The sequence below is a fragment of the Paenibacillus hubeiensis genome (assembly GCF_032334105.1).
In the GTDB taxonomy this organism is placed as follows: domain Bacteria; phylum Bacillota; class Bacilli; order Paenibacillales; family Paenibacillaceae; genus Paenibacillus; species Paenibacillus hubeiensis.
In genome coordinates this window covers 515,239-536,684 of the sequence record NZ_JAVYAE020000003.1, presented here as the reverse complement: position 1 = coordinate 536,684, position 21,446 = coordinate 515,239, and the positions used below count along the sequence as shown (strand labels likewise).

Genomic DNA, 21,446 nt, shown 5'->3' with positions numbered 1-21,446 from the left:
TCAAGGGGCTATGCGGTAAACTCGTTTATATTGAAGAGAGCGACTCAAGAGTTCGTCAAAGAAAGAGGAGAATTGCAGGATGACAATGAACCGACGCAGGGTACTATGGATCACCACCATCGTCTACACCCTGATTACGTTGTATTTTTTGTTTTTGGCTTTTGGCAGGCTGGACGCCGCAAAACACATCGTGGATAATCCGTTTCAATGGATTCCCGATTCTTTTTTCAAATTTCCAACATTATCGTTCCATTCAGGCATTACGTTAATGGACCTGGTTACCTTGTGGAATTATGCGGCATTCATTCCGTTCGGCATTCTGATCCCCATGCTGTACAACATTCGGTTCATCCGGTTTATGTTATGGTTTGTGCTCATCATTTTCGGAATCGAATTTTTGCAGAAATTGACGATGCTGGGCAGCGGGGATATCAACGATGTTCTTCAAAATTCCATCGGAGCATGCATCGGTTATGCCGCCTATCGTGCAGGAGAAAGGGGAGAGCAAGGAAGGAAACGTTGGCTGATTGCAGGTATGGCGTGTATCGTGTTATTCCTGATGACGTGGGGAACGGGAAACGTGATCAACCAACTGGCCACCAAAGTCGAAGGCCCCTTCGTGGCCATGAAGCTGGAAACGCAGCGTGGGGCAGGAACGGATGCTCAAGGTGCTGCGCTGGGGAGGTTTAATATTAAAAAGGAACAAATTATACCTGAACGCAACATGTATGATAGCCAAGGAGGCCAACAAACCTATACGTTTACGTTGAAAGACGATGAACTTGTGTTGACCGGAAATTACGGCATCCCCGATCACGCGCCGCCTGAAGGGAAAATATCCATTATTGTCGATGGGAAAGAGGTATTAGTAATAGAAGCGAATGATTATCAAGGGAGTGCAGAACAATTCGAAGTCTATATTGAACATGCTCGGCAGATGACCATCAAGATTGAAGGAAGCGAGCGATTGTGGGATATCGGATATCGGCCGCTGCAGTATAGATGGGAAAGGTAGATTGGGCGGTCCCCTCGCCAGGGATTGCTTTACACCATAAAGTAGGAGGGATATAGTAAAACCGATTGTTGAGCGGCCATCGATGAGTATTTTTCCAAGGTCTATACGCGTGAGGATGCCAAAGAGATCAAGCCGAATCCGGAAATCTATCTCACGATGATGAAAGAACTGGAGGCATCCCCGGAGGAATGCCTTATTTTAGAAGATTCCCTCATTGGAGTGGAGGCTGCCAACAACGCGGGCATCGAGGTCGTAGCGATGGTTGACCGGTATTCGGATCACGACAGAGAACGGATCAACGCATGTTCGGACGTTCAGTTTCACGACTATGAGGAAGTGCTCAGCTTCATCGAAGCCGACAACAATTCCAGCCCTCTTTCCAATTCCTCCAACGTCAATGTCGAAGATAGCGCTACTCTCAAGTAGTTCTCTCCCGTATTGGTTCCGCTCAGAAAGCGGTCGGAATGGAATACGCGAATGCCCTTTTCCAGGAAATGCGACTCGGTACGTCTTCCTCCGGCAAGACCGGGAGCGGGCAGCCAGCGGTAGAAGCTGAGCGGATGGCCCTGACTGAAAGCTTGGGGAAAATACGTATCAAACAACTGGTTGGCCTGCCGGGCCAGCCTTTTTTTGTGCTGAACGATGGCGCTCGCTTTCCCCGACAGAATCAGCTCGGTAATAATTTCGGCGTCCAGTGAGGACGTTTTGACGTTGACGTTGAAAATCGCTTTCATGATGCGGTCCTTGTACATCTCGTGAAACACAAGATAGGCGACGCGCAGCCCCGAACAGATGGATTTGGTCGTACTGCATACATAGATCGTGCGTTCCGGAAGAAGCTGATACATCGGCTGACCGTAGTGTTCAATCACACCTGCGGACAGAAAAGCATGGATGTCATCTTCGATCAGGATCAATTGATGTTTGCGGATGACGCGGGCCAGTTCCTTTTTGCGTTCCTCCGGCATCATGATGGTCGTTGGGTTTGCACAAGAGGGCATCAGAAAAACGCCATGCACGTCGGCCTGACGGCAGTGCTCGTCCAGTGCTTCCGGTCGCATGCCGTGCAGGTCGCCCGGAATGGGGACAAGCCTGATGCGAAGCATGTTGGAAAATTCGATGAAATTCGAAAAGGTATACTGGTCCACGGCAATGCGATGCCCGGGTTCAAATAGAGCCAGCAGCGTGATGGCGAGCGCGTTTTGTGCGCCTGAAACGATGGCAACCTGCTCCGGATCGGCATGGATGCCCAGCGTGCTCATCCAATTCAGTGCAGCAAGCTTTTGATGGGGGATACCGGCAGGATCATTGTAATTCAACAGCTGTTCGAGATAGGTTTTTTGCATCACGTTTTTGGCGGCTTCGGCAACGAGGTCGTTGGTCTGCTCAAAGGATGCCACCAAACCCAATTCGATATAGGTGTTCATCCCCGGTTCCTTGGCGATGGCAATCGAGCGTGCTGCGTTGGCCGACACAAACGTGCCGCTGCCCGTTATGCCATAGATCAAACCTTTAAGCTCGCATTGTTTGTAAGCACGTGTAATCGTAGTGAAATTAACGTCCAGAAAATCGGCCAACTCACGCTGAGGTGGGAGCTTGGTTCCTGGCGCAAGCAATCCATGCGTGATGTCATGCTCCAGCATTTTGGCGAGCGACTGGTACAGCGGGCGTGACAATTTGTTTTTGTCCGGCTTCCATGACATGGGATATTCGTCGAACGAATTGAATGGCATACACTCACCTCACAACATTGTAATCCATACAATTATAACATTGATTGTATGGAAATGTGTTGCTACACTAACGTAGAATCGTATTATAGCAAGGAGATGCAGCAAACGATGACAGACAGAATGAAGCTTCAAACGGCTTTTCGGGCCGCCTTTCCGACCACGCTTCCGATTTTGGCCGGATTTTTATTTTTGGGGATTGCGTACGGCATTTTGATGAATGCCTCGGGTTTTGGAGCGAGTTATGCCATCCTGATGGCGCTGCTCGTTTTTGCCGGATCGATGGAGTTTGTGGCGGTAAACCTGCTGCTTGGCGCATTTAACCCGATCGGTGCGCTAATGATGACCTTAATGGTGAATGCGCGGCATTTATTTTACGGCATTTCAATGCTGGATAAGTATAGAGGAACCGGCTGGAAGAAGCCGTACCTGATCTTCGGATTATGCGATGAATCGTTTTCCATCAATTATACGGCCGACATTCCCGAAGAAGTGGATCGGGGATGGTACATGTTTTTCGTCACCTTGCTCAACCATAGCTATTGGGTCATTGGCGCTGCCATCGGAGGCTTCTTCGGATCACTCGTCAGCTTCAATCTGGAAGGGCTGGAATTCGTCATGACAGCGTTGTTCGTCGTCATTTTCATGGAGCAATGGAGCAAGGAACGGTCGCATCACAGCGCCTTGCTTGGCTTGGGCATTTCGATCCTGTGCCTCATCATCTTCAAAGGCGGCAGCTTTATCATTCCCTCCATGGCCGGACTGCTGATCGTGCTTACGCTGATCAGACCCAAACTGGATCAGAGAGCGGGGGAAACGACATGTCCATGACGGTAACCGAACAACTCATTACGATCGGCATGGTTGTGCTTGGCACGATGATGACGCGCTTTCTTCCATTTCTGTTGTTCCCGCCTGGTCGTACTACGCCTAAGTACGTGCAATATTTAGGGAGGGTTCTGCCGGCAGCGGCGATCGGCATGCTGGTGATCTATAGCGTCAAAGACATTCATCTGTTGTCCGGGAACCACGGCGTGCCTGAACTGGTGTCGATCCTGGCTGTTGTGCTGCTTCATTATTGGAAGAAAAACATGTTATTGTCCATTGCTGGCGGAACGCTGCTTTACATGGCCTTGGTGCAGTTCGTCTTTTAGCACCACGTTGGTGTGCGGCTGATGAATCTGGCCTATTTTAAACATCTCTCGGACGGAAGGCAAGCCTACCTTTGCTAACCGGTTGGGGGATTTTTTTCTGCCAGCATCAAGTGATTTGAAGGAGTGTTATGAATATGAACCCATATTTTGAAGATGACGGAAACTTCATGCATAATATGGATAGGAAAAGGATTCTTAATCGGGAACTGAGAAAGGGTGGATCAGATGGGAGCACCTACATTTCTGGAAACAGGTCACATGAAGGAAGGCTTTCCGATTCGGGTCATTCATACCGGTCCGCAGTTTAATTTTGCCGCACATTGGCATGAAGAAGTAGAGATGGTCGTTGTCAGGGGAACGCGGGCGCGAATTGGCCTCAACAGCCGGGTCGTAGAGTTGGGGCAGGGCGACATCATGGTGATCAAACCGGGGGACGTGCACTGTTTTCTGCCCGGTACCGAGCATCTGACGATCATTCTTTTCCGCTTGGAGCTGTTCACAGAGAGCTTGGTCGTCGACAAAGCCACCCAGCCGCTGCGGGAGTTATTCGGCAAATCGACGCATTTACCCGCGATGACGCTCAAAGAAATCGACATCAACCGCTATCTTGACGTCATTTCCAATGAAAACAGAAACGAGCAGATCGGTTATCAGTGGGTCATGATTGCCAGGTTTTACGATCTTGTCGTTCATCTGCTGCGCACGCAAAAGCCTGCGGAGGAGGAATGCAGCGGCGAATGGCCGTGTACCTTATCCAAAAAGTTCGAATTCGTCGAGTCGGTCTGCGAATACCTTGAAGCGCACTACGAAGAACCGATCAAGCTGGATCAGGTCGCGGAGCATATCAAATTCAGCAAATTTTACGTGTGCAAGCTGTTCAAGGAAATCAAAGGAATTACGCTTATGGAGTATTTGAATCACTTCAGGATCGTGAAGTCAGAGTGGGCGCTGCTGTTCAGCCAAGCGACCATTTTGGATATCGCGATCCATCATGGATTCAATAACCTGACTTCCTACAATCGGCTGTTCAAAAAATATAATGACTGCACGCCTTCCGAATTTCGGAAGCGGCATCGCACAAAGATCACAACATATGAAGGTTGATGAACAATATTTGTGGAGAAAGCCCTCCTCCAAAATCACTATACTCAAGTAAATTGAAAGCGTTTACTTTTCTCTGGAGGAGGGCCCTCATGAAGAGCTTTAAACGATATGCCGTTTCAATGATCGCATTATTAAGCGCAACGCTAATGTTGTCCGGCTGTCAACCCGGCATGGGAAACGCGTCCAAACAGCAGGAAATTACCGTCTGGAGCTTTACGGATGAAGCGGGTTATGCCATCGAGAAATTCGAGGAAACGTATCCGGACATCAAAGTGAATTTCGTCAACATTCCAGGGAACTTTTATATGACCAAATTGAAGTCGGCTTTGCAGACCACGTCCAAGGCTCCCGACGTGTTCATGATCGAAAACGGCGGCATTCGGGAACTGATCGATGTTCCGTATCTCGAAAATCTGTCGGCCCCGCCGTATAACGCCGATAATTTGCTGCAAGAGCAGTATGCTTTTGTGCAGGCCAATGAAAAGGATAGCGAGGGCAACGTCAAAGCGATTGGATACCAGGGTACGCCGGGTGGCATTTATTATCGGAGGGATCTGGCCAAAACGTATTTGGGGACGGACGACCCGGTGAAAGTCGGTGCGCAGATCGATACCTGGGACAAAATTTTCGAGATCGGGGAGCGGGTGCAGCAGGAGAGCGGCAATCAGGTTCATGCCCTGGCCAACTGGAATGCGATTTCCAACTCGTATGACGGCATTCCTTGGGTAGAGGACGGAAAGCTTGTGATCAACCCCGTCTACATGCAGATTCTGGACCTTGTCCGCGAAGCGCGCCAGCGTCATGTGCTGGCAGAGTTCGAAGAAGGCAGCGCCGGTTATGCCGCATCCATGCAAAAGGGACAGGTCATGTTCTATCCCGGTGCAACTTGGGCGCTCCAATATACGTTCAAGGCGAATGCGCCGGACACCTCCGGTTTGTGGGGGCTGGCAGCAGGCCCGACCGATTTCAGTGCCGGCGGGACGTATATTGCGATGTACAGCAAAAGCGACAAAAAGGATCTCGCCTGGAAATTCATCGAGTTTTATAACTTTAACCATGATTTCTTGGAAGAGCTGGCGACCGAGCAGGATTATTTTACGAGCAATATGGTCGTGAACGACGAGCTTGCGCAAACGGCCACATCAGACTATCTCGGCGGACAGAAGCATTTCGAATTTTTTTCCGAGGCGGCCAAACGCGTTCCCGTGTATGAGAGAACCCGTTATGACACCACGATCAACAACGACATTTTCAAAAACGTGCTCCAGCTGTATCTCAACAACGACATTAACACCAAAGAGGAAGCCGTGGAGAGGATCAAGCGCGATGTTCGGTTAAGGTTCCCGGAACTAGAAGTCAACTAAGCATAGGCCTGAAAGACTCACGAATCCGATGACTGGAGGTTGGAACGATGTTTGCCAAGTCGCTGCGCAAAGACCATTACGGCTACTATTTCATTGCTCCTTTTTTCATCATTTTCACCATTTTTGGGTTGTATCCGATTCTTTACTCCCTATATATCAGCTTCACCAATTACGATGGCATCACTACGCCGGACTTCGTCGGAGTTGGCAATTACGTGGCCGTTCTGCAGGACCCCCTGTTCTACAAAACGTTGTTCAACACGCTGTTTATTTGGGGCGTCTCCGTCATTCCGCAGCTTACCGTGTCGCTTGTGCTCGCCTTTATCCTTAATGACAAGCTGCTCAAAGGAAGGGATTTCTTCCGGGCCGTCTATTTTTTCCCGAATATCGTTACGGCAGCCTCGCTGGGTCTGTTGGTGAGTCTCATTTTCGACTGGCAGTCGGGAGGGCTAAACCATTTCCTCGTGCAGACCGGAATCATTAGTGACCCTATTAACTGGAAGAATGATCCTTGGTTTATGCGGCTTATCGTGTCATCGATTCTGTTCTTTCAATATTTCGGGTATTCCATGGTCATTTATTTGGCCGGTTTGCAAGGGATCGACCCTTCGCTGCAGGAAGCGGCCCAGATTGACGGCGCGGAGAAAAGGCATATCTTCATGCATATTATCGTACCGATGCTGCGCCCGATTATCCTGTTCCAGGTGATTACGTCCATCATCGGCGGTATCCAGATTTTTGATCAGCCGTTTACGTTGACCAATGGTAACGGCGGGCCTGACCGGGCTGCGATGACCAGCATCATGTACTTGTACAATGTCGCTTTCCAGAGTACGCGCTTTGGATACGGTGCAGCCATTGCATTCTGTTTGTTCATCATCATCATTTTGTTGTCCGTCGTTTCGTTCATCATGACGACCCGCAGAAGCCGTTCATAGGGAAGGAGGAAATTTCATGCAAACCGCGAAAACGCTGGAGCATTCCAATACTGCCGTCCAATCCTATGCGAGAGCCAGAAGGCTGACGGTAGGCAAGGTGTTGGTGTATCTGTTTCTCGTCATTCTTGCTTGCATCTGCATTATCCCGTTTTATTTGATGCTCATCTATTCCACGCATAACAATGCGACGATTGCATCGACGTTTACTTTCCTTCCCGGACCGTTTCTGCTCGACAATTATGTAAACATGGCGTCCAAAATCAATATTTGGCGCGGGTTCGCCAACAGCTTCTTCATTGCGGGAACATCGACCGTACTATCCTTGTACGTGGGTGCGCTTACGGCATACGGTTTTGCCAAGTTCAAATTCAAGGGCCGAACCTGGCTCTTCCTGTTCCTGCTTGCGACGATGATGGTGCCCGGGCAGCTTGCCCTGATCGGGATGTACCGGTTGTTTAGCACGCTGGGCATGCTGGACAGTTATGCGGCCATCATTTTGCCTGCGGCGGCGAATGCCTTCAATGTGTTCTTTATCAAACAGTTCATCGAGGCCAGCATTCCGGACGAAATCGTCGAATCTTCGCGCGTGGATGGCGCCGGCGAATTCCGCACATTCAACCAGATCGTGCTGCCCATCTTGGGACCGGCGGTCTCCGCGCTCGGCATCTTTACCTTCATCGGCTCGTGGAACAACTTTTTGACGCCGCTGGTGCTGTTCTTCTCCCTGGATAAATATCCGCTTCCGGTGCTCGTTGCATTAGTACAGGGATATTATGGCATGGATTATGGGTTGCTCTACTTGGGCGTGGCCATTTCCATCGTTCCCATTATTATCGTGTTCGCTGTATTCTCCCGGCAGATCATTGGCAGCGTGGCATTGGGGGCCGTCAAAGGATAATCATTGAGGATGAGCATCGCAAATTCCATAATAATATTCGCTGAGCAGCTGTCCGCAATGGATGGCTGCTTTTTTTTGGATGGGGGTGCTTTGGTACGATGCTGTCTGTTCGAAATCTTAATTGTACCGGTACAATTGTGTTTTTCCGAGATACAATCATCCGCAGTTCACACCTATAATGAAGCGAGGGCCCGAATCCATGGCAGATCTGATCCTGGCCAACACGACATTGAGGTGATTTAACAAGAAGTTGTCAGAAGTCCTCCATTTCTAAAGTGGCGGGATAAATGACAATGGTGTTCCAACCAGCCTTAATCATGGTCATGACAAGTTGGGTCAACATTATTGCGCTCGGGGTCTAGGCCCACGGGGAGGTACGTTTACTCGGGATACCCTTCATCCTTGAAGTTAACTTGCAAAAAGGATCAACCAGAAAGAATTGGTTATTCTCACAATACGAACGGGCAGATATGTGGAGCCGCCCCCCTTAAGGTAAGATAAAACAAGTCATCTTTTTTGAGCATCATAGGCTAAAATGTGCTGGCTGTCTAGGATAATGGGTTCGATGATTTTATCATCGTTATATTATACCAGGTATTAAAGAAAGAACTTGGCTCTTCCGAGTTGTTAGAAGAAGACAGTCATTTGAGATCGATCCAGTAATACATATTTAGAGAAATCAGCGTTTTCTTCTGACAATATGGAGAAATATATTATATATAATTGAAACATTTCCCTGTGAATTGTTGTTATTATTAGTATATATTTATAGATTTAACGAATCAGGAGGTGGACAAGGCGTTAATGCAAATTAAAGTACGATGTCTTAAAGGTGTCGTTTGAAAGGTTCTATCATTCATTAAAATTTGGAGGAGAAACTAATGAACAAGCATTGGATGAAAGATTCAATAAACAAGATAAGTTCATTCCAATTCTCAAAGAAACAATACGCTCTCATCAAGAGTTAAAGGAGAACTTCCTTGGAATATATATTGATCAAAACCAGGGTGGGATCATAAACGTTGGATTTAAGAAAGATATTCCCTCAAAACAGCTAAATTTTATATCTAAGAGCCTAGACAACGAGTTACCAATAAGAATTTATACAGCAGAGTATACAGAAGAGGAGCTTGATAAAGCTACCAATCGCATTTCTGAAAGTGTCACAAAAATTAGAGAGAACGGAATTAATATAGAATATGTTAATTTGGATTTTATTAACCAGAAAATTACTGTAGGCATTCGCGACCATATTAGTGAGTCTGCCTTGGATATAATTAGTTCCGTTACAGATGTTGATGCAAGCATCATTAATTTAGAAGTAGTTGATCCAACCTATAAGACCTCCGAAGATGCCCGAACGGATACTCATACGTACATGCTAGGTGGATTAGTTATTGATGGTAAAGCTGGTGGTGGTGGGAATTGTTCAATCGGATTCTCCGCAATTGATCCCTCATCTAATCCGTACATTGTTACTGCAGAACATTGTTGGCCGAAGGCTTCGGGAACAGGTGTGTATCAAGGGAATAACTATATTGGATACACAAGCAGTAAAGTTAATTATGGAAACGAAGCTGATGCTGCAGCGATTAGACTAAATTCAAGCAACTCAATGAGTAGTAAAGTTTATTCTGAATCGATTAAATTTTCAAGTGTTCAAGTCGCTGGTAACGATGTGTTGGGCGAGAGGGTCTGTAAATCTGGAATGTGGGGGAACAGTTGCGGTACACTTCTTAGTAAAAATAGCAGCCGATATTGGACTAATCCGGTGTATGGAACAGTTTGGTTTAGTTCGATGCGGGTAGCGAATTATATATCAGATGGTGGAGACAGTGGTGGTACGATTTGGAACAACAACAATGGTGAATTAAAAGGTGTGCACAAAGGCGCCTACACAGAGAATGGAACAACCTACCGGGTATATAGCCATGTAACTCATATACAAAATCGACTTGGTATAACACCTGTTACGTGGTTAAATAATTAAATTAATCCTACCCTGCCGTCTGTAAAGGAATATTTTGAAATATTCACTTAAATTTGAAACAAAAACAACCTTGTTTACGTCTTATGGTTAGTCAATTATCAAATAACAAGGTGGGATTGTTGTGAAAACATATATTTCAATATTATTGATTCTGATCATTGTTGTCTTTACTGGTTGCAGTAGCAGTAACAATCACTTAACAAAAACATCCGCGCTAGAAAAATATCAGTATCAAGCAGGTGAAAGAATGGACTTTCAGGGGATTATTGTTGAAAAAAATAATTCAGGAGTTACTGTTATAGTTGGTTTATCCGAAAAAGAAGTAAAAGGTAAAACAACGAATGAAATCATCACTCAGTATGAACCAAAAGCTTATGATGTTTCAACACGTGATATAAAAGCAAATCTTGAAGTTGGCGACCATGTCAAAGTGTGGACAAATGGCATGTATGAAGATAGTAGAATTAGACGAACAACTGCTACAAAAATAGAAATTGTAAGGTAATCCATATACTAACTGTACACATCTGATTTGTTAAGACGACACGAACATACATGCTTAATAGCCGCGTAGCTGCGGCTTTTTTGGTGTTGACTTCAAGTGAGCTTGAAGTAATAGAATCGAAATGTCCATAAACGAAAAGACGATGATCATCAATCTATTTCCATCGTTGGTTTCGTAGCCGTATTCGCAACAAGTGCGAGGCGTGGTTCGAGTGAGCCAACATAGGAGAAATAGGCAACGATTCAGCACGAATGAGATAGAGCCCGAAACGCCAGTTGTAGGATAATCAATATATGGTTTTTCGGTATAGTTTCTTTGTTGCCGAACATTTGCTGTTGAATGGGAGAGAATGTATTATCATGTCTAAATTCATCCGATGGTTTGAAGGATGTATGATCCGTAGGCTGGGCGTGCTAATCGAATACGAGCATCATGCGGTTTTCAGAAGGATGTATGAGGATTATTTGCTGCATCTGTATCACAACCAGTGGAAGGTCGATCTGCGGCAAAACATTGTGCATCGTTTCAACGCGACTGCAAAGAAGGCGGATGGAGCTGAGCGCAGCTCATAACGATGCCTTATCTTACCCTTCATCCTAGACAGGAACAATGCTCAAGCCGGAAACGTGGCTTCACATCCTTCCAGGTGAGGTCCCAAGGTAATGCCGCCAATCATCAGCAGGGCAAGGGAGCAATAGCAGCAGCGATTAGAAAAAGGAGTTCGCCAGCAGCGATCTCCTTTTTTCTTGAGCTTAGATAAAGCAAATGCTATTTAATATAATTCCAGACTCCTACAACAAATTCATAAACGAAATAGATCGAGAATCCGATTAACATGATCCCTGCAATGACCGAAACCCATTGAATCATTCGGCGGCTCATGACCTTTCTGGTCACGGAAACGACCGATAGAAGTCCGATGTCATGAATCAGGATTCCGCTAAGTACGCCGCATGCCGCAAACGCGAAACTTCCTGCATTGCTGGAGCTGTAGGAATCGGACAGGACGGCGCCGAATACGGAGACCCAAAAAATAAGATTGCCTGGCGATACCGCCACGAGCAATCCGTTTCTGTAGGTGCTCCAAAACGATTTTTGCGTTTTTTCGTCCGCAGGGGTGATGTCCTTGTCCGCATTTTTGATGGAATCATAACCCAAATAGGCCAGAAAAGCTGCACCTACGAGCCAAAGCGGCAGTTGAATATATGGCAGCGACAGGAGGGAGGCAAATCCTAAATACATCGCTATAATCAAGGTCAGATCAATGGTCATGCCCCCAAGGCCGACCGCCCAGCCATGAGTAAATCCGTTTTTCAAGCCTTGCTTCGTCATTTCTACGGTAATTGATCCTAAACAAGAACTTATTCTCTGTTAGAGCGTTTTCCGATGCTTGGTGGATCGTATTGCACCCGATGGGCGACGATGGATTCAATTCGGGGGTTCAGCTCTTTGTCAGCCGAAGTCAGGTCTCGATCATATCTGTGCGAATATGGCATTTCATGCAAGGGAATGACGTCAGAAGTTAGGGTTGTTTAAATTGTGTCGTAATTTTATATATGAATTGTCGCAAGATTCGATTTAAATAAGATGAACTCTGTGATAATTTATAGTGGAATGTCAGAATATTATATATCGGAGGTACAACGTCGTGACCATTCGAATTGGCAAAATCAGCTTATGGCATGTGCATGCCTGGGACTACATCCGCCAAGCCGAGCAGCATGAAGAGACCGTGCTGGCTGCCGTGTGGGATGAAAACGCCGAGCGCGGCAAAGAGGCGGCTGAGCGCCTGGATGTACCTTTCTTCCCTGAGCTTGGAACCATGCTCGCGCAGGAGGATCTGCAAGCGGTAATCGTGGATGCGCCAACCCGCCTTCACCGTGAAGTCATCGTGGCCGCCGCCAAGGCGGGCAAACATATTTTTACCGAGAAGGTTCTTGCTCCAACGCTGGCGGAAACGAACGAAATTTTGGCGGCCGTTCGGGAACACGGTGTTAAACTGACGGTTTCGCTGCCTCGCTTGAACGAGGGATATACGTTGAAAACGCTGGACATCCTCCAGCAAGGTTTGCTGGGCAAGATCACACATGTCAGGGCCAGGTTATCGCATAATGGAGCGATTGGGGAATGGCTGCCAGAGCATTTCTACAGCCTTGAAGATTGCTTGGGAGGCGCGCTGATTGACCTCGGATGTCATCCGATGTACCTGGCCAAACTTTTCCTTGGGGAGGAAGTTACCGGAGTTCAAGCGAATTTCGGATACGTGACCGGCAAAGAAGTCGAAGATAACGCCGTCGTGACCTTGTTTACGGAATCAGGCGCCATCGGCGTGGTCGAGGCTGGATTCGTGAACAGCCATTCCCCATTCACGATCGAGATTCATGGCACGGAAGGATCGCTGCTATACGGTACACCTGAAGCCAAGCTGCTTATTCGCACCAACAATGGCCCTGAAGCTTATAGGGAGTGGACGGAAATCCCACTGCCTGAACGAAAAGAAAGCGCATTCAATCAATGGGTTTCCCATATACTTAACGATACCCAGGCGGTGGATAATGTTGACATGGCCGTGGAGCTGACCCGTTTGATGGAGGCATCCAATATTTCAGCTAAAGAAGGGCGAAAAATTTCGCTTCACGAGCTGCAGGCGTAACTAGGGAAGGCGGGTGGAGCTTGTGAGCCGATATCCCTATGGAAAAATGCTTGAACGGCAGGATTTGCTGGAGAGACTGGATGTTTCGATCCTATGGGGGCATTACGAAATTCGGGTCCTCCGATTTCATTTGACTTCGTTTCCCGCAGGAAGGGTCATCGATTTCCACAATCATGCCGAATACGAGTTTCACTTTATCCCCCGCGGCAAAGGAATCGTAATTCTTGGGGAGCAGCCGCATTCCTTGTCCGAAGGCATGCTGTATTTGACAGGCCCTGGCGTGGTCCATTATCAGGAAGCGGATGCCGAACAGGACATGGACGAATTATGCCTGCATGTGGACATCGTCCCGCGCCGGAGGGAAGATGTTGATCCTTGGGAAGCGGCCGAAGCGGAAGAAACGGTGCAAAAGCTCGGCGCGCTGCCGCTTGTTCCTGTCCAGGATTACCATCGGGCCATGAGCTGTTTTTTGGAAGCATACGAAGCATGTGATCATAAACGCGTCGGGTATTACACAACGATTAAACAGCTGGTCGTCAGCATTTTGCTGCGGACGGTTCAGGCTTACGACAATGGGCCGTACCAAGCGGAGGCGCCCATACGGGACATGACCATGTACAGGTATGAATACGCGCTCCAATACATGGAGGCCAACCATCCCGCAGCCGTGACGCTGGAACATGTGGCAGAAAAGCTTCATATCAGCACAAGGCAATTGCAGCGGATATTTTACCAGGTTCAGCCGAACATGCCGTTTAGCCGCGTGCTGGAAGATATTCGCCTGCGCAACGTATGTCGCAATCTTGAGGAAAACAGCCTTTCCATTGAAGAGATCGCCGGTGCTTCCGGGTTTGCCAATGCCAATTATTTGCATGCCGTCTTTCGCAAGCGCATGGGTCTGACTCCGGCGGTTTATCGCAAAATGAAACAAAGTTCAAAATAAACATAAACTATTTCGGTGTGAGGAGAATGGATATGGAAAAAGTATACCGCGTAGGAATCATTGGATGTGGCGGCATTGCCAAAGGGAAGCATTTGCCCAGCTTGAGCAAGCTGGATCGGGTTGAGCTTGCAGCTTTCTGCGATATCGTCGAAGAACGTGCCGAAGAAGCGAAACAAAAGTATGGCAGTTCAGATGCCAAGGTATATGCGGATTATCGCGAGCTGCTTCAGGACGAAACGTTGGATATCGTGCATGTGCTCACACCCAACAATTCGCATGCGGAGATTTCCATTGCGGCCCTGGAGGCAGGCAAACACGTCATGTGCGAAAAACCGATGGCCAAAACGGCTGCCGAGGCCAAACTCATGCTTGAAGCTGCGGAGCGTACCGGCAAAAAGCTGACGATCGGATACAACAACCGTTTCCGGGAAGACAGCCTTTACCTGAAACAGCTGTGCGATGCCGGGGAACTGGGTTCGATCTATTTTGCCAAAGCCCATGCCATTCGCCGGAGAGCCGTTCCGACTTGGGGCGTATTTCTCGATGAGGAAAAGCAAGGCGGCGGTCCGTTGATCGATATCGGCACTCATGCCCTGGACTTGACGCTTTGGATGATGAACAACTATAAGCCGAAAGTGGTCCTGGGTACGACCCATCACCAGCTTTCGCAAAGGGAAAATGCCGCAAACGCATGGGGACCGTGGGATCCCAAACAGTTTTCCGTCGAAGATTCCGCCTTTGGCATGATTGTCATGGAAAATGGCGCAACCATTATGCTGGAATCCAGCTGGGCGCTCAACTCGATGGATATCGATGAGGCCAAATGCAGCTTGAGCGGTACCGAGGCAGGCGCGGACATGAAGAACGGACTGCGGATCAACGGGGAAAAACTGGGCCGCCTCTATACCCAGGACGTGGAGTTAAGCGCCAATGGCGTCGCGTTCTATGAAGGAAAAAGCGAAAGCGCTCCGGACGTCGAGATGCGCAAATGGATCGAAGCGATCGACAAAGACGAAGATCCGGTCGTTACGCCAAGGCAGGCATTGGTCGTGTCGCAAATTTTGGAAGCGATCTATGAATCGGCACGTACAGGCAAGGCCGTGTATTTGAACGAATCCAACTAATCAAGCCATGTGAATTGCAGCTTAGCGGAATCGAAAATGACCCCCGTTCTAAACGAATGCGGCAGTTGAGAGAGGTTGTACACTCTTGGCTGTCGTATTTTTTATCATTGAAGGCGAGAAGACTCCCTCCTCAAAAGCGTCAGCTTTAGGCGGGGAATGAATTGCCATTTTTTTCTATCAAAAACCGAACGTATGTGCTATAATAACTGCAAGGAACGGAGGTTTATGGCATGCTCTTCCATAAAGCATACAAGTATCGGATCTACCCCAATCGTACTCAGCAGCAGTGGATCCATCAGATGTTTGGCTGTTGCCGCTTTGTGTTCAACTATTTTCTGGGACAATGGAAGGATACGTTTGACGCTACGGGCAAGAGCTTGTCGTACCATGCTTGTGCCACGCAGCTTCCAGATCTAAAACAAGAACATCCTTGGTTGAAAAAAACGGATAGTATTGCCCTACAATCGGCTGTTCGGCATGTAGCCGATAGCTTTGATCGTTTCTTCAAGAAGCAGACACAGGCTCCGCGTTTCAAAAACCGTAAACATCCAGTGCAAAGTTACACGACCCGATACACCAATGGAAATATCGCTGTGAATGGGAGTAAGCTGAAGCTCCCCAAGCTGGGGTGGCTGCGGTTTGCAAACTCTCGCACCTGTGAAGGACGCATCCTCTCGGCTACGGTACGGCGAAATGCCGCGGGGAAGTATTTTGTATCGCTCATTTGTGAAGTGGAGATCGAGCCCTTGCGGGATAACGATAAGTCGGTAGGGATCGATCTAGGACTTAAAACGTTTGCGGTATCCTCCGAGGGTGTGCGGGTTACTCATCCGAAAGCCTGGAGCCAATATGAAAAGAAGTTGGCAAGTTGGCAACGGAGGCTGGCCCGGCGCACGAAAGACGGCTCCAATTGGAAAAAAGCCAAACGGAAGATCGCCCGGATCCACGAGAGAATGGCGAATATCCGCCATGACTTTTTGCACAAGCTGTCCACCAAGCTGATTCGTGAAAACCAAACGATCAGTATCGAGGACTTAAAAGTTTCAAACATGCTCAAGAATCACAAGCTGGCCAAATGGATCGCCGATGCGTCCTGGAGTGAATTCAGAAGGCAGCTCACGTATAAAGCGGAATGGTACGGGCGTACCCTCAAGATTGCGGAACCGTTCGCTCCGACAAGTCAAACCTGCCATGTATGCGGAGCGCTACACCGAGAAGTGAAAGATCTTTCGGTACGGCAATGGGTGTGTCCATCCTGCCAGACCCTCCACGATCGGGATGTTAATGCAGCCCGAAACATTAAGGATGTTGCCATATAGATCGTCATATCGAAAAGAACTGTGGGGACCACAGGGATCGCTTGGTCCACTTCGAACCCAGAGGTTCGATTACCCAAGAATCCCCCCACTTCAAGCGAAAGCTAAGTGGTGGGAGTGTTCAAGCACGCACCAAGCCGATCAAGCAGGATGGAACGGCGGAAGAGGCGTCCAAAATTACGGAAAGTTTCAATGGCGAGACCATTGAATATACGGTTGAACCGGATGGCACGATCTATTTGATTCCAGCCACGGCAGGTGCCAAAGTATATTTCAAAAAATCAAAAACCTGCTCTGAGGGAAGCGTACTTCGGCTTGTTCGAGCGGGCCGAAGAGAACCATGCCCGTGAAGAAGGCGACACAACGAGTACCGCGAGAGGAAAGCTTCAAAACTTTGTGTCGTTTACGGTGGACGGGAACAAACTTTCCGCATTGACGTATGAAATTAATCAAAATAGCAATACAAAAATCCGAGCACTGACTTGGGTGAAGCTTACTACAGTCTCTTTGATCGCGCGGAAGAGAACCATGCGGCCAAGTATGGTCCGGATCCTAAAGACAACCGTCGACCAATGCGCAGCCAGGTTCAGAATTTCGTTGGCATTACGATTGAAGGAAACAAACTGACGGCAGTGACCTATGAGATCGACCAAAATCTGCATGACGCTGCGCCGTTTGTCATTGACCAATTTGGTATCGTAAAGAAATCCGCTGTAACGAATCCTAGCAATCCGGGGAATTCGGGTTCGAATCCGGGAACGGGTTCCGGATCGGGCGGAAACGGTGCAACTACCGGATCTGGTGGAAACGGTACAACCACTCAACCAGGCAGCAGCACGGACAAAGATCAAGATAAAACGAGCACTACGCCGGGCAGTGGAACGAACCAAGGGTCCCAACCTGGGACAGGTTCGAGTTCCGGCGGAAGTTCGGCAAATGCGCCGGCGCTTAAGGATATTTCGAGCCATTGGGCAAAAGCAGCCATCGATAAAGCGGTCAGTGCAGGGTTCGTAAACGGGTACGGCGACGGTACATTCCGTCCGGATCAGAAGGTCACCCGCGCCGAATTTATGGCGATGCTCAGCCGGGCTCTGGGACTCAAAGAGGCAAGCGCAAGCGGCAGCTACGCGGATGCGTCACGGATTCCTGCATGGGCCAAAGCTTATATCGACAGTGCCGTGGAGGCCGGGATCATCCAAGGTTACCCGGATGGGTCCTTTGGTCCGCACAAACCGCTGAGCCGTGCGGAACTCGTGACAATCATCGCGCGCGCAGCGAACTTAACAGCGGATGGTTCGAAGCAGCTTGCATTCAGGGATGCAAACGAAATTCCGGCATGGGCGCTGCCGTATGTGGCGGCCGCCGTTGAATCCGGATTGGTGAACGGTGTAGGCAATAACCGGTTTGCTCCCGGGAAAATCGCGACCCGTGCCGAAGCGGTAACGATTTTGACCCATTTAATTGATCTTCAAAAATAAAAGATCGCGAGCAATAATAATTAGTGAGGGAAGACACCATACGTGGTGTCTTTCTTTGTGTAATAGAGCTAATATTCCGTTTTCTGGCGATTTGGACACACAAACGACAAACGGAATCAATAAAATAGGTTCATCTACCGTGAAAGTTGAAAGGCGGTCCTGGGGATACTGAAAGGAAAGCGCGTTTATACAGGTTGAACTGCACATTTTATATATTCTAACAGAACGAACATTCAGTATACGACGAAACCTTCAGCACCAGCACGATAACTCGATCATGAAATGCACCATGAAGAGGGGGATCACATGAACTGGGTCATGGAAACGGTTAGCCAATACGGATACGCCGCCATATACATATTGCTCGCTGTAGGTATCGTGGGACTGCCCATTCCTGATGAAATTTTGATGACAACGGTAGGTTACCTGGCTTCGATTCAAACGCTGGATTACATGCCTTCTATTGTGATCAGCTTCTTGGGAACCATGACCGGCATGATGCTGAGTTACTGGCTTGGCAGAACGTTTGGACATCAATTGTTGGTTCGATATGGAAAATATGTCTTTCTGACACCTGACAAGCTGGATAGGGTTGCCCGTTGGTTCAAGCGCTACGGGGGATGGACGATTCTAATCGGCTACTTCATTCCGGGATTGCGTCACCTGACTTGTTATTTTTCAGGCATTAGCGGCATGCGGTTCAGAAATTACTTCTTGATCGCCAGTCTTGGCGCTTTGCTCTGGTGTTCCATCTTTATAACCATTGGCCACGCGCTTGGCCGAATGACTTAAAATATCATCATCGTTCCATTTGGGAGAGAAATGGGGTTTGACACAATGAGCCGTTTGTTGACATGGCATGCGGGAACCGACGAAGACTTGTTCACCACGCTCATGGAGCGCTACCGGAACATGGTTTTTCGATTGGCTTCCAAATACTTCAAAGAACGTCAGGATTGCGATGACATCGTACAGGAAACGTTTTTGCGGGTTTATAAAAATATGGACAGCATGGACGAGAAAAAAAATATCACGGCATGGATTTATCGAATCGGCAAGAACGTCTGCCTGGACACATTGAAATACCGAAAGGTTCGAAAAACGGTCAGTTCACTTGGCTCGGACCAGTCGGATGTTCTCGAATGGATTCACATCATCCCCTCCGATGAGCAAACGCCGGAAGAGAAATTGGTGCACAAGGAAGAAGCAGGCAAGATCCGTGCGATGATTCAGAAAATTCCCTCGAAATGGAGACCCTACATTTATCAGCGTTATGTGCTCGGCATGTCATTGAAAGAAATCAGCGCTGTAAACCAAGTTCCGGAAAATACGGCCAAAACCTATTTGTTCCGGGCACGCAATGATTTGAAGAAACGTTTGGTCATGGAGGCGCCCGTCAACGGCATTCATACCTTTTCATAACTGATTGCAAAGCATCGTAAAGTAAGGAGAATGCATGAAAAATTGGGGAATCACGCGCAAATTATTTTTGGTGACGGCATTGTTTTTTGTTTGCTTTTACGGGATCGTTATTTTTTCCCAGCTGTTTTTCTTTGAACGCTTTTATGAAAATCACAAGCTCGGCAAGGTTGAACAAAATCTGGCTAGACTGGCCGAATATTATAAGGATACGCCGGGTGACAACAAGAGGTTTTCCAACCAGATGCTGCAGTTCATGAATCGAAACAAAAGCCAGGTCACGGTTGTGGATATGAAGGGAAACTTGGTATGGGAGGACCCCTACCACATGATTATAACGGAGGATGACGGTCAAAAAACAAACGTGTCTCTTTCGCTGTTCATGAATCTGTACGGGGAAGAGTTCAAACGTTTGGACATTAAGGTGGGGGATCGTCTAACCGTTTGGAGCGATGAAGACATCGAAGCGATGGAGAGCGCGAATCCCGATCACGTGATGTATCCCGGCCAAATATCCAAGAAAGGCCTGCCGCTCATCGGCGAACAAGGGGATTCGTCCAAAACGGTCACGGGCACCGTAACGGAGCTTACCCTGCCCAAAGTCTGGAACAACCGGCACGGGCTTCTGATGGAGGCGATCTATGAGCAATTCCCGTTGCCTGATACCCTGATCGAAGATCTCCGCAGCATGAAAAGCGTTGAACAGGAATGGGAGGAACCGTGGAGCGGTATCCGCAACATCATTACGATTCAACCTGTACAGCGACCCGATCAGGAGCTGGTGTTGCTGTTTTCGCTCACATCGCTGCAGGAAGTAAGCGACACGAACGAGGCATTCCAATGGTTTTCGATCTATTGGGGAATCGGAGGAGGTGTGCTCATTTTGTTTTTGTCGCTCTTTTTCTCCAAAGTCGTTACCCGCCCGCTCATTACGTTAAATCAGATGGCCAAACGAATGGTCAAGCTTGATTTCAGCATGGAACCGCCGCCTTTGCCGCAGCGTGATGAAATGGGAAGCCTGGCTCAAAGCATGTATACGATGTCTGTCAATCTCGACGCGGCATTGCATGAGGTGACCAAGGCGAACGAGAAGCTGCAAAGGGACATGGAGCAGAAGCAAAAGCTCGAAAAGATGCAGCAAAGTTTTTTCTCAGGAGCATCGCATGAGCTGAAGACACCGTTAAGCATCATTAAAAGCTTTGCCGAAGGATTGCATGACGCCGTGAGCGTGCAAAAGCAGGACCACTATGTATCCGTCATTATCGAAGAGACGGAAAAGATGGAGAAGTTGATCAAAGACATGCTTGACTTGGCCCGGTTTGATTCGGGATCGATTGCGCTTCGAAAGACGACCTTTTTGCTCAGCGAACTGACGGAGCGGGTGGCCGGCAAGCTCATTCATGCCTTGGACGGCAAACGGTCGGCCATCGACGTCGTTCCGGTAAATGAGCTTCCCATCGTGGCCGATCCGGACTGGATCGAGCAAGTGATCCGGAATTTGCTCGTAAACGCGGTTCGGCATGCGGATGAACATAGCATCATTACCGTGGAGATTCGAAGCAGCGCCCTTTCGACGAGGTTGACGGTAGAAAATAAGGGCCAGCCCATACCTCAATCCCAATTGGACCTGATCTGGGAAAGATTTCACCGGATCGATGCATCGCGAAGTGGTTATAACAGCGGCAACGGGTTAGGTTTGTCCATCGTCAAACAAATTTTGGACATGCATGGCAGCGCATATGGCGTAACGAATTTGGCCGATGGGGTTCGATTTTTCGTTGAATTTCCCACGGGCGAGGGAGAAGAGAGCTAATC

Annotated in this window: 21 protein-coding genes; 19 read left to right on the top strand and 2 right to left on the bottom strand. The window is 48.3% G+C overall.

Going from position 1 to position 21,446, the window contains the following annotated elements; all coding sequences use genetic code 11:
* Positions 1–79: 79 nt before the first annotated feature.
* The gene (locus RSX24_RS12445; RefSeq protein ID WP_343260777.1) at positions 80–1,015 is read left to right on the top strand and encodes a VanZ family protein; all 936 of its coding nucleotides are present in this window, start codon (positions 80–82) and stop codon (positions 1,013–1,015) included.
* 78 nt (positions 1,016–1,093) lie between these two features.
* On the top strand, positions 1,094–1,441 hold the full coding sequence (locus RSX24_RS32335) for an HAD family hydrolase (protein WP_438286825.1): 348 nt from the start codon (positions 1,094–1,096) through the stop codon (positions 1,439–1,441).
* Here the strand turns inward: RSX24_RS32335 and RSX24_RS12440 are convergent.
* A complete protein-coding gene (locus RSX24_RS12440; RefSeq protein ID WP_343260776.1) occupies positions 1,342–2,748 on the bottom strand; it encodes an aminotransferase-like domain-containing protein in 1,407 nt (468 codons plus the stop codon). The two genes, RSX24_RS32335 and RSX24_RS12440, sit on opposite strands and share 100 nt — an antisense overlap.
* A gap of 108 nt (positions 2,749–2,856) precedes the next feature.
* On the opposite strand from RSX24_RS12440, the gene azlC reads away from it, so the two are divergent.
* The 9 genes from azlC (at position 2,857) to RSX24_RS12395 (ending at position 11,270) form a co-directional block, all read left to right on the top strand.
* The gene (gene azlC, locus RSX24_RS12435; RefSeq protein ID WP_343260775.1) at positions 2,857–3,576 is read left to right on the top strand and encodes an azaleucine resistance protein AzlC; all 720 of its coding nucleotides are present in this window, start codon (positions 2,857–2,859) and stop codon (positions 3,574–3,576) included.
* Complete coding sequence (locus RSX24_RS12430; RefSeq protein WP_236416990.1) at positions 3,567–3,899, top strand: branched-chain amino acid transporter permease; 333 nt, start codon at positions 3,567–3,569, stop codon at positions 3,897–3,899. Before azlC ends, RSX24_RS12430 begins: the two co-directional genes overlap by 10 nt.
* A 225-nt stretch (positions 3,900–4,124) precedes the next feature.
* Positions 4,125–5,003: an AraC family transcriptional regulator gene (locus RSX24_RS12425; RefSeq protein WP_339278006.1), complete on the top strand. Its 879-nt coding sequence runs from the start codon at positions 4,125–4,127 to the stop codon at positions 5,001–5,003.
* An 89-nt stretch (positions 5,004–5,092) separates the two neighbouring features.
* The gene (locus tag RSX24_RS12420; protein WP_343260774.1) at positions 5,093–6,367 is read left to right on the top strand and encodes an ABC transporter substrate-binding protein; all 1,275 of its coding nucleotides are present in this window, start codon (positions 5,093–5,095) and stop codon (positions 6,365–6,367) included.
* Between the two features lie 47 nt (positions 6,368–6,414).
* Positions 6,415–7,305 carry a carbohydrate ABC transporter permease gene (locus RSX24_RS12415; protein ID WP_343260773.1) on the top strand — a complete coding sequence of 297 codons (891 nt, stop codon included), beginning with the start codon at positions 6,415–6,417 and terminating at the stop codon, positions 7,303–7,305.
* A gap of 16 nt (positions 7,306–7,321) precedes the next feature.
* The gene (locus RSX24_RS12410; RefSeq protein WP_343260772.1) at positions 7,322–8,203 is read left to right on the top strand and encodes a carbohydrate ABC transporter permease; all 882 of its coding nucleotides are present in this window, start codon (positions 7,322–7,324) and stop codon (positions 8,201–8,203) included.
* A gap of 832 nt (positions 8,204–9,035) precedes the next feature.
* Positions 9,036–10,193: a S1 family peptidase gene (locus tag RSX24_RS12405; protein WP_343260771.1), complete on the top strand. Its 1,158-nt coding sequence runs from the start codon at positions 9,036–9,038 to the stop codon at positions 10,191–10,193.
* A 121-nt stretch (positions 10,194–10,314) separates the two neighbouring features.
* Positions 10,315–10,698: a DUF3221 domain-containing protein gene (locus RSX24_RS12400; RefSeq protein ID WP_236416997.1), complete on the top strand. Its 384-nt coding sequence runs from the start codon at positions 10,315–10,317 to the stop codon at positions 10,696–10,698.
* A 359-nt stretch (positions 10,699–11,057) separates the two neighbouring features.
* Positions 11,058–11,270 (top strand): hypothetical protein, encoded by a 213-nt coding sequence (locus tag RSX24_RS12395; RefSeq protein WP_236416998.1) that lies wholly within the window; start codon positions 11,058–11,060, stop codon positions 11,268–11,270.
* A 196-nt stretch (positions 11,271–11,466) separates the two neighbouring features.
* On the opposite strand, the gene RSX24_RS12390 is transcribed toward RSX24_RS12395, so the two are convergent.
* On the bottom strand, positions 11,467–12,063 hold the full coding sequence (locus RSX24_RS12390) for a LysE family transporter (RefSeq protein ID WP_343260895.1): 597 nt from the start codon (positions 12,061–12,063) through the stop codon (positions 11,467–11,469).
* Positions 12,064–12,346: 283 nt separating this feature from the next.
* Here RSX24_RS12390 and RSX24_RS12385 point away from each other — a divergent pair, with 283 nt between their 5' ends.
* The 8 genes from RSX24_RS12385 to RSX24_RS12350 all read left to right on the top strand — a co-directional run bounded on the left by RSX24_RS12385 (position 12,347) and on the right by RSX24_RS12350 (position 21,444).
* Positions 12,347–13,351, top strand: a complete 1,005-nt coding sequence (locus RSX24_RS12385) for a Gfo/Idh/MocA family protein (RefSeq protein ID WP_343260770.1) — start codon at positions 12,347–12,349, stop codon at positions 13,349–13,351.
* Between the two features lie 22 nt (positions 13,352–13,373).
* Positions 13,374–14,294, top strand: a complete 921-nt coding sequence (locus RSX24_RS12380) for a helix-turn-helix domain-containing protein (RefSeq protein WP_339278010.1) — start codon at positions 13,374–13,376, stop codon at positions 14,292–14,294.
* Between the two features lie 32 nt (positions 14,295–14,326).
* Complete coding sequence (locus tag RSX24_RS12375) at positions 14,327–15,418, top strand: Gfo/Idh/MocA family protein (RefSeq protein ID WP_236417002.1); 1,092 nt, start codon at positions 14,327–14,329, stop codon at positions 15,416–15,418.
* A 230-nt stretch (positions 15,419–15,648) separates the two neighbouring features.
* Positions 15,649–16,737 (top strand): IS200/IS605 family element RNA-guided endonuclease TnpB, encoded by a 1,089-nt coding sequence (gene tnpB, locus RSX24_RS12370; protein ID WP_343260769.1) that lies wholly within the window; start codon positions 15,649–15,651, stop codon positions 16,735–16,737.
* A 479-nt stretch (positions 16,738–17,216) separates the two neighbouring features.
* Entirely contained in the window at positions 17,217–18,212 is a 996-nt protein-coding gene (locus RSX24_RS12365) for an S-layer homology domain-containing protein (protein ID WP_343260768.1), read from the top strand.
* A 306-nt stretch (positions 18,213–18,518) separates the two neighbouring features.
* Positions 18,519–19,004 (top strand): DedA family protein, encoded by a 486-nt coding sequence (locus RSX24_RS12360; protein ID WP_343260767.1) that lies wholly within the window; start codon positions 18,519–18,521, stop codon positions 19,002–19,004.
* A 45-nt stretch (positions 19,005–19,049) separates the two neighbouring features.
* A complete protein-coding gene (locus RSX24_RS12355) occupies positions 19,050–19,634 on the top strand; it encodes an RNA polymerase sigma factor (protein ID WP_343260766.1) in 585 nt (194 codons plus the stop codon).
* A gap of 34 nt (positions 19,635–19,668) precedes the next feature.
* Entirely contained in the window at positions 19,669–21,444 is a 1,776-nt protein-coding gene (locus RSX24_RS12350; protein ID WP_343260765.1) for a sensor histidine kinase, read from the top strand.
* Positions 21,445–21,446 lie beyond the last annotated feature (2 nt).

What these genes read in the sequence shown, in the direction of transcription:
- RSX24_RS12440 (WP_343260776.1), bottom strand. Translation starts at nt 2,748, where the DNA reads ATGCCATTCAATTCGTTCGACGAATATCCCATGTCATGGAAGCCGGAC.
- RSX24_RS12415 (WP_343260773.1), top strand. Translation starts at nt 6,415, where the DNA reads ATGTTTGCCAAGTCGCTGCGCAAAGACCATTACGGCTACTATTTCATT.
- RSX24_RS12375 (WP_236417002.1), top strand. Translation starts at nt 14,327, where the DNA reads ATGGAAAAAGTATACCGCGTAGGAATCATTGGATGTGGCGGCATTGCC.
- RSX24_RS12425 (WP_339278006.1), top strand. Translation starts at nt 4,125, where the DNA reads ATGGGAGCACCTACATTTCTGGAAACAGGTCACATGAAGGAAGGCTTT.
- azlC (WP_343260775.1), top strand. Translation starts at nt 2,857, where the DNA reads ATGACAGACAGAATGAAGCTTCAAACGGCTTTTCGGGCCGCCTTTCCG.
- RSX24_RS12445 (WP_343260777.1), top strand. Translation starts at nt 80, where the DNA reads ATGACAATGAACCGACGCAGGGTACTATGGATCACCACCATCGTCTAC.
- RSX24_RS12350 (WP_343260765.1), top strand. Translation starts at nt 19,669, where the DNA reads ATGAAAAATTGGGGAATCACGCGCAAATTATTTTTGGTGACGGCATTG.
- RSX24_RS12355 (WP_343260766.1), top strand. Translation starts at nt 19,050, where the DNA reads ATGAGCCGTTTGTTGACATGGCATGCGGGAACCGACGAAGACTTGTTC.
- RSX24_RS12410 (WP_343260772.1), top strand. Translation starts at nt 7,322, where the DNA reads ATGCAAACCGCGAAAACGCTGGAGCATTCCAATACTGCCGTCCAATCC.
- RSX24_RS12430 (WP_236416990.1), top strand. Translation starts at nt 3,567, where the DNA reads ATGTCCATGACGGTAACCGAACAACTCATTACGATCGGCATGGTTGTG.
- RSX24_RS12395 (WP_236416998.1), top strand. Translation starts at nt 11,058, where the DNA reads ATGTCTAAATTCATCCGATGGTTTGAAGGATGTATGATCCGTAGGCTG.
- RSX24_RS12360 (WP_343260767.1), top strand. Translation starts at nt 18,519, where the DNA reads ATGAACTGGGTCATGGAAACGGTTAGCCAATACGGATACGCCGCCATA.
- tnpB (WP_343260769.1), top strand. Translation starts at nt 15,649, where the DNA reads ATGCTCTTCCATAAAGCATACAAGTATCGGATCTACCCCAATCGTACT.
- RSX24_RS12420 (WP_343260774.1), top strand. Translation starts at nt 5,093, where the DNA reads ATGAAGAGCTTTAAACGATATGCCGTTTCAATGATCGCATTATTAAGC.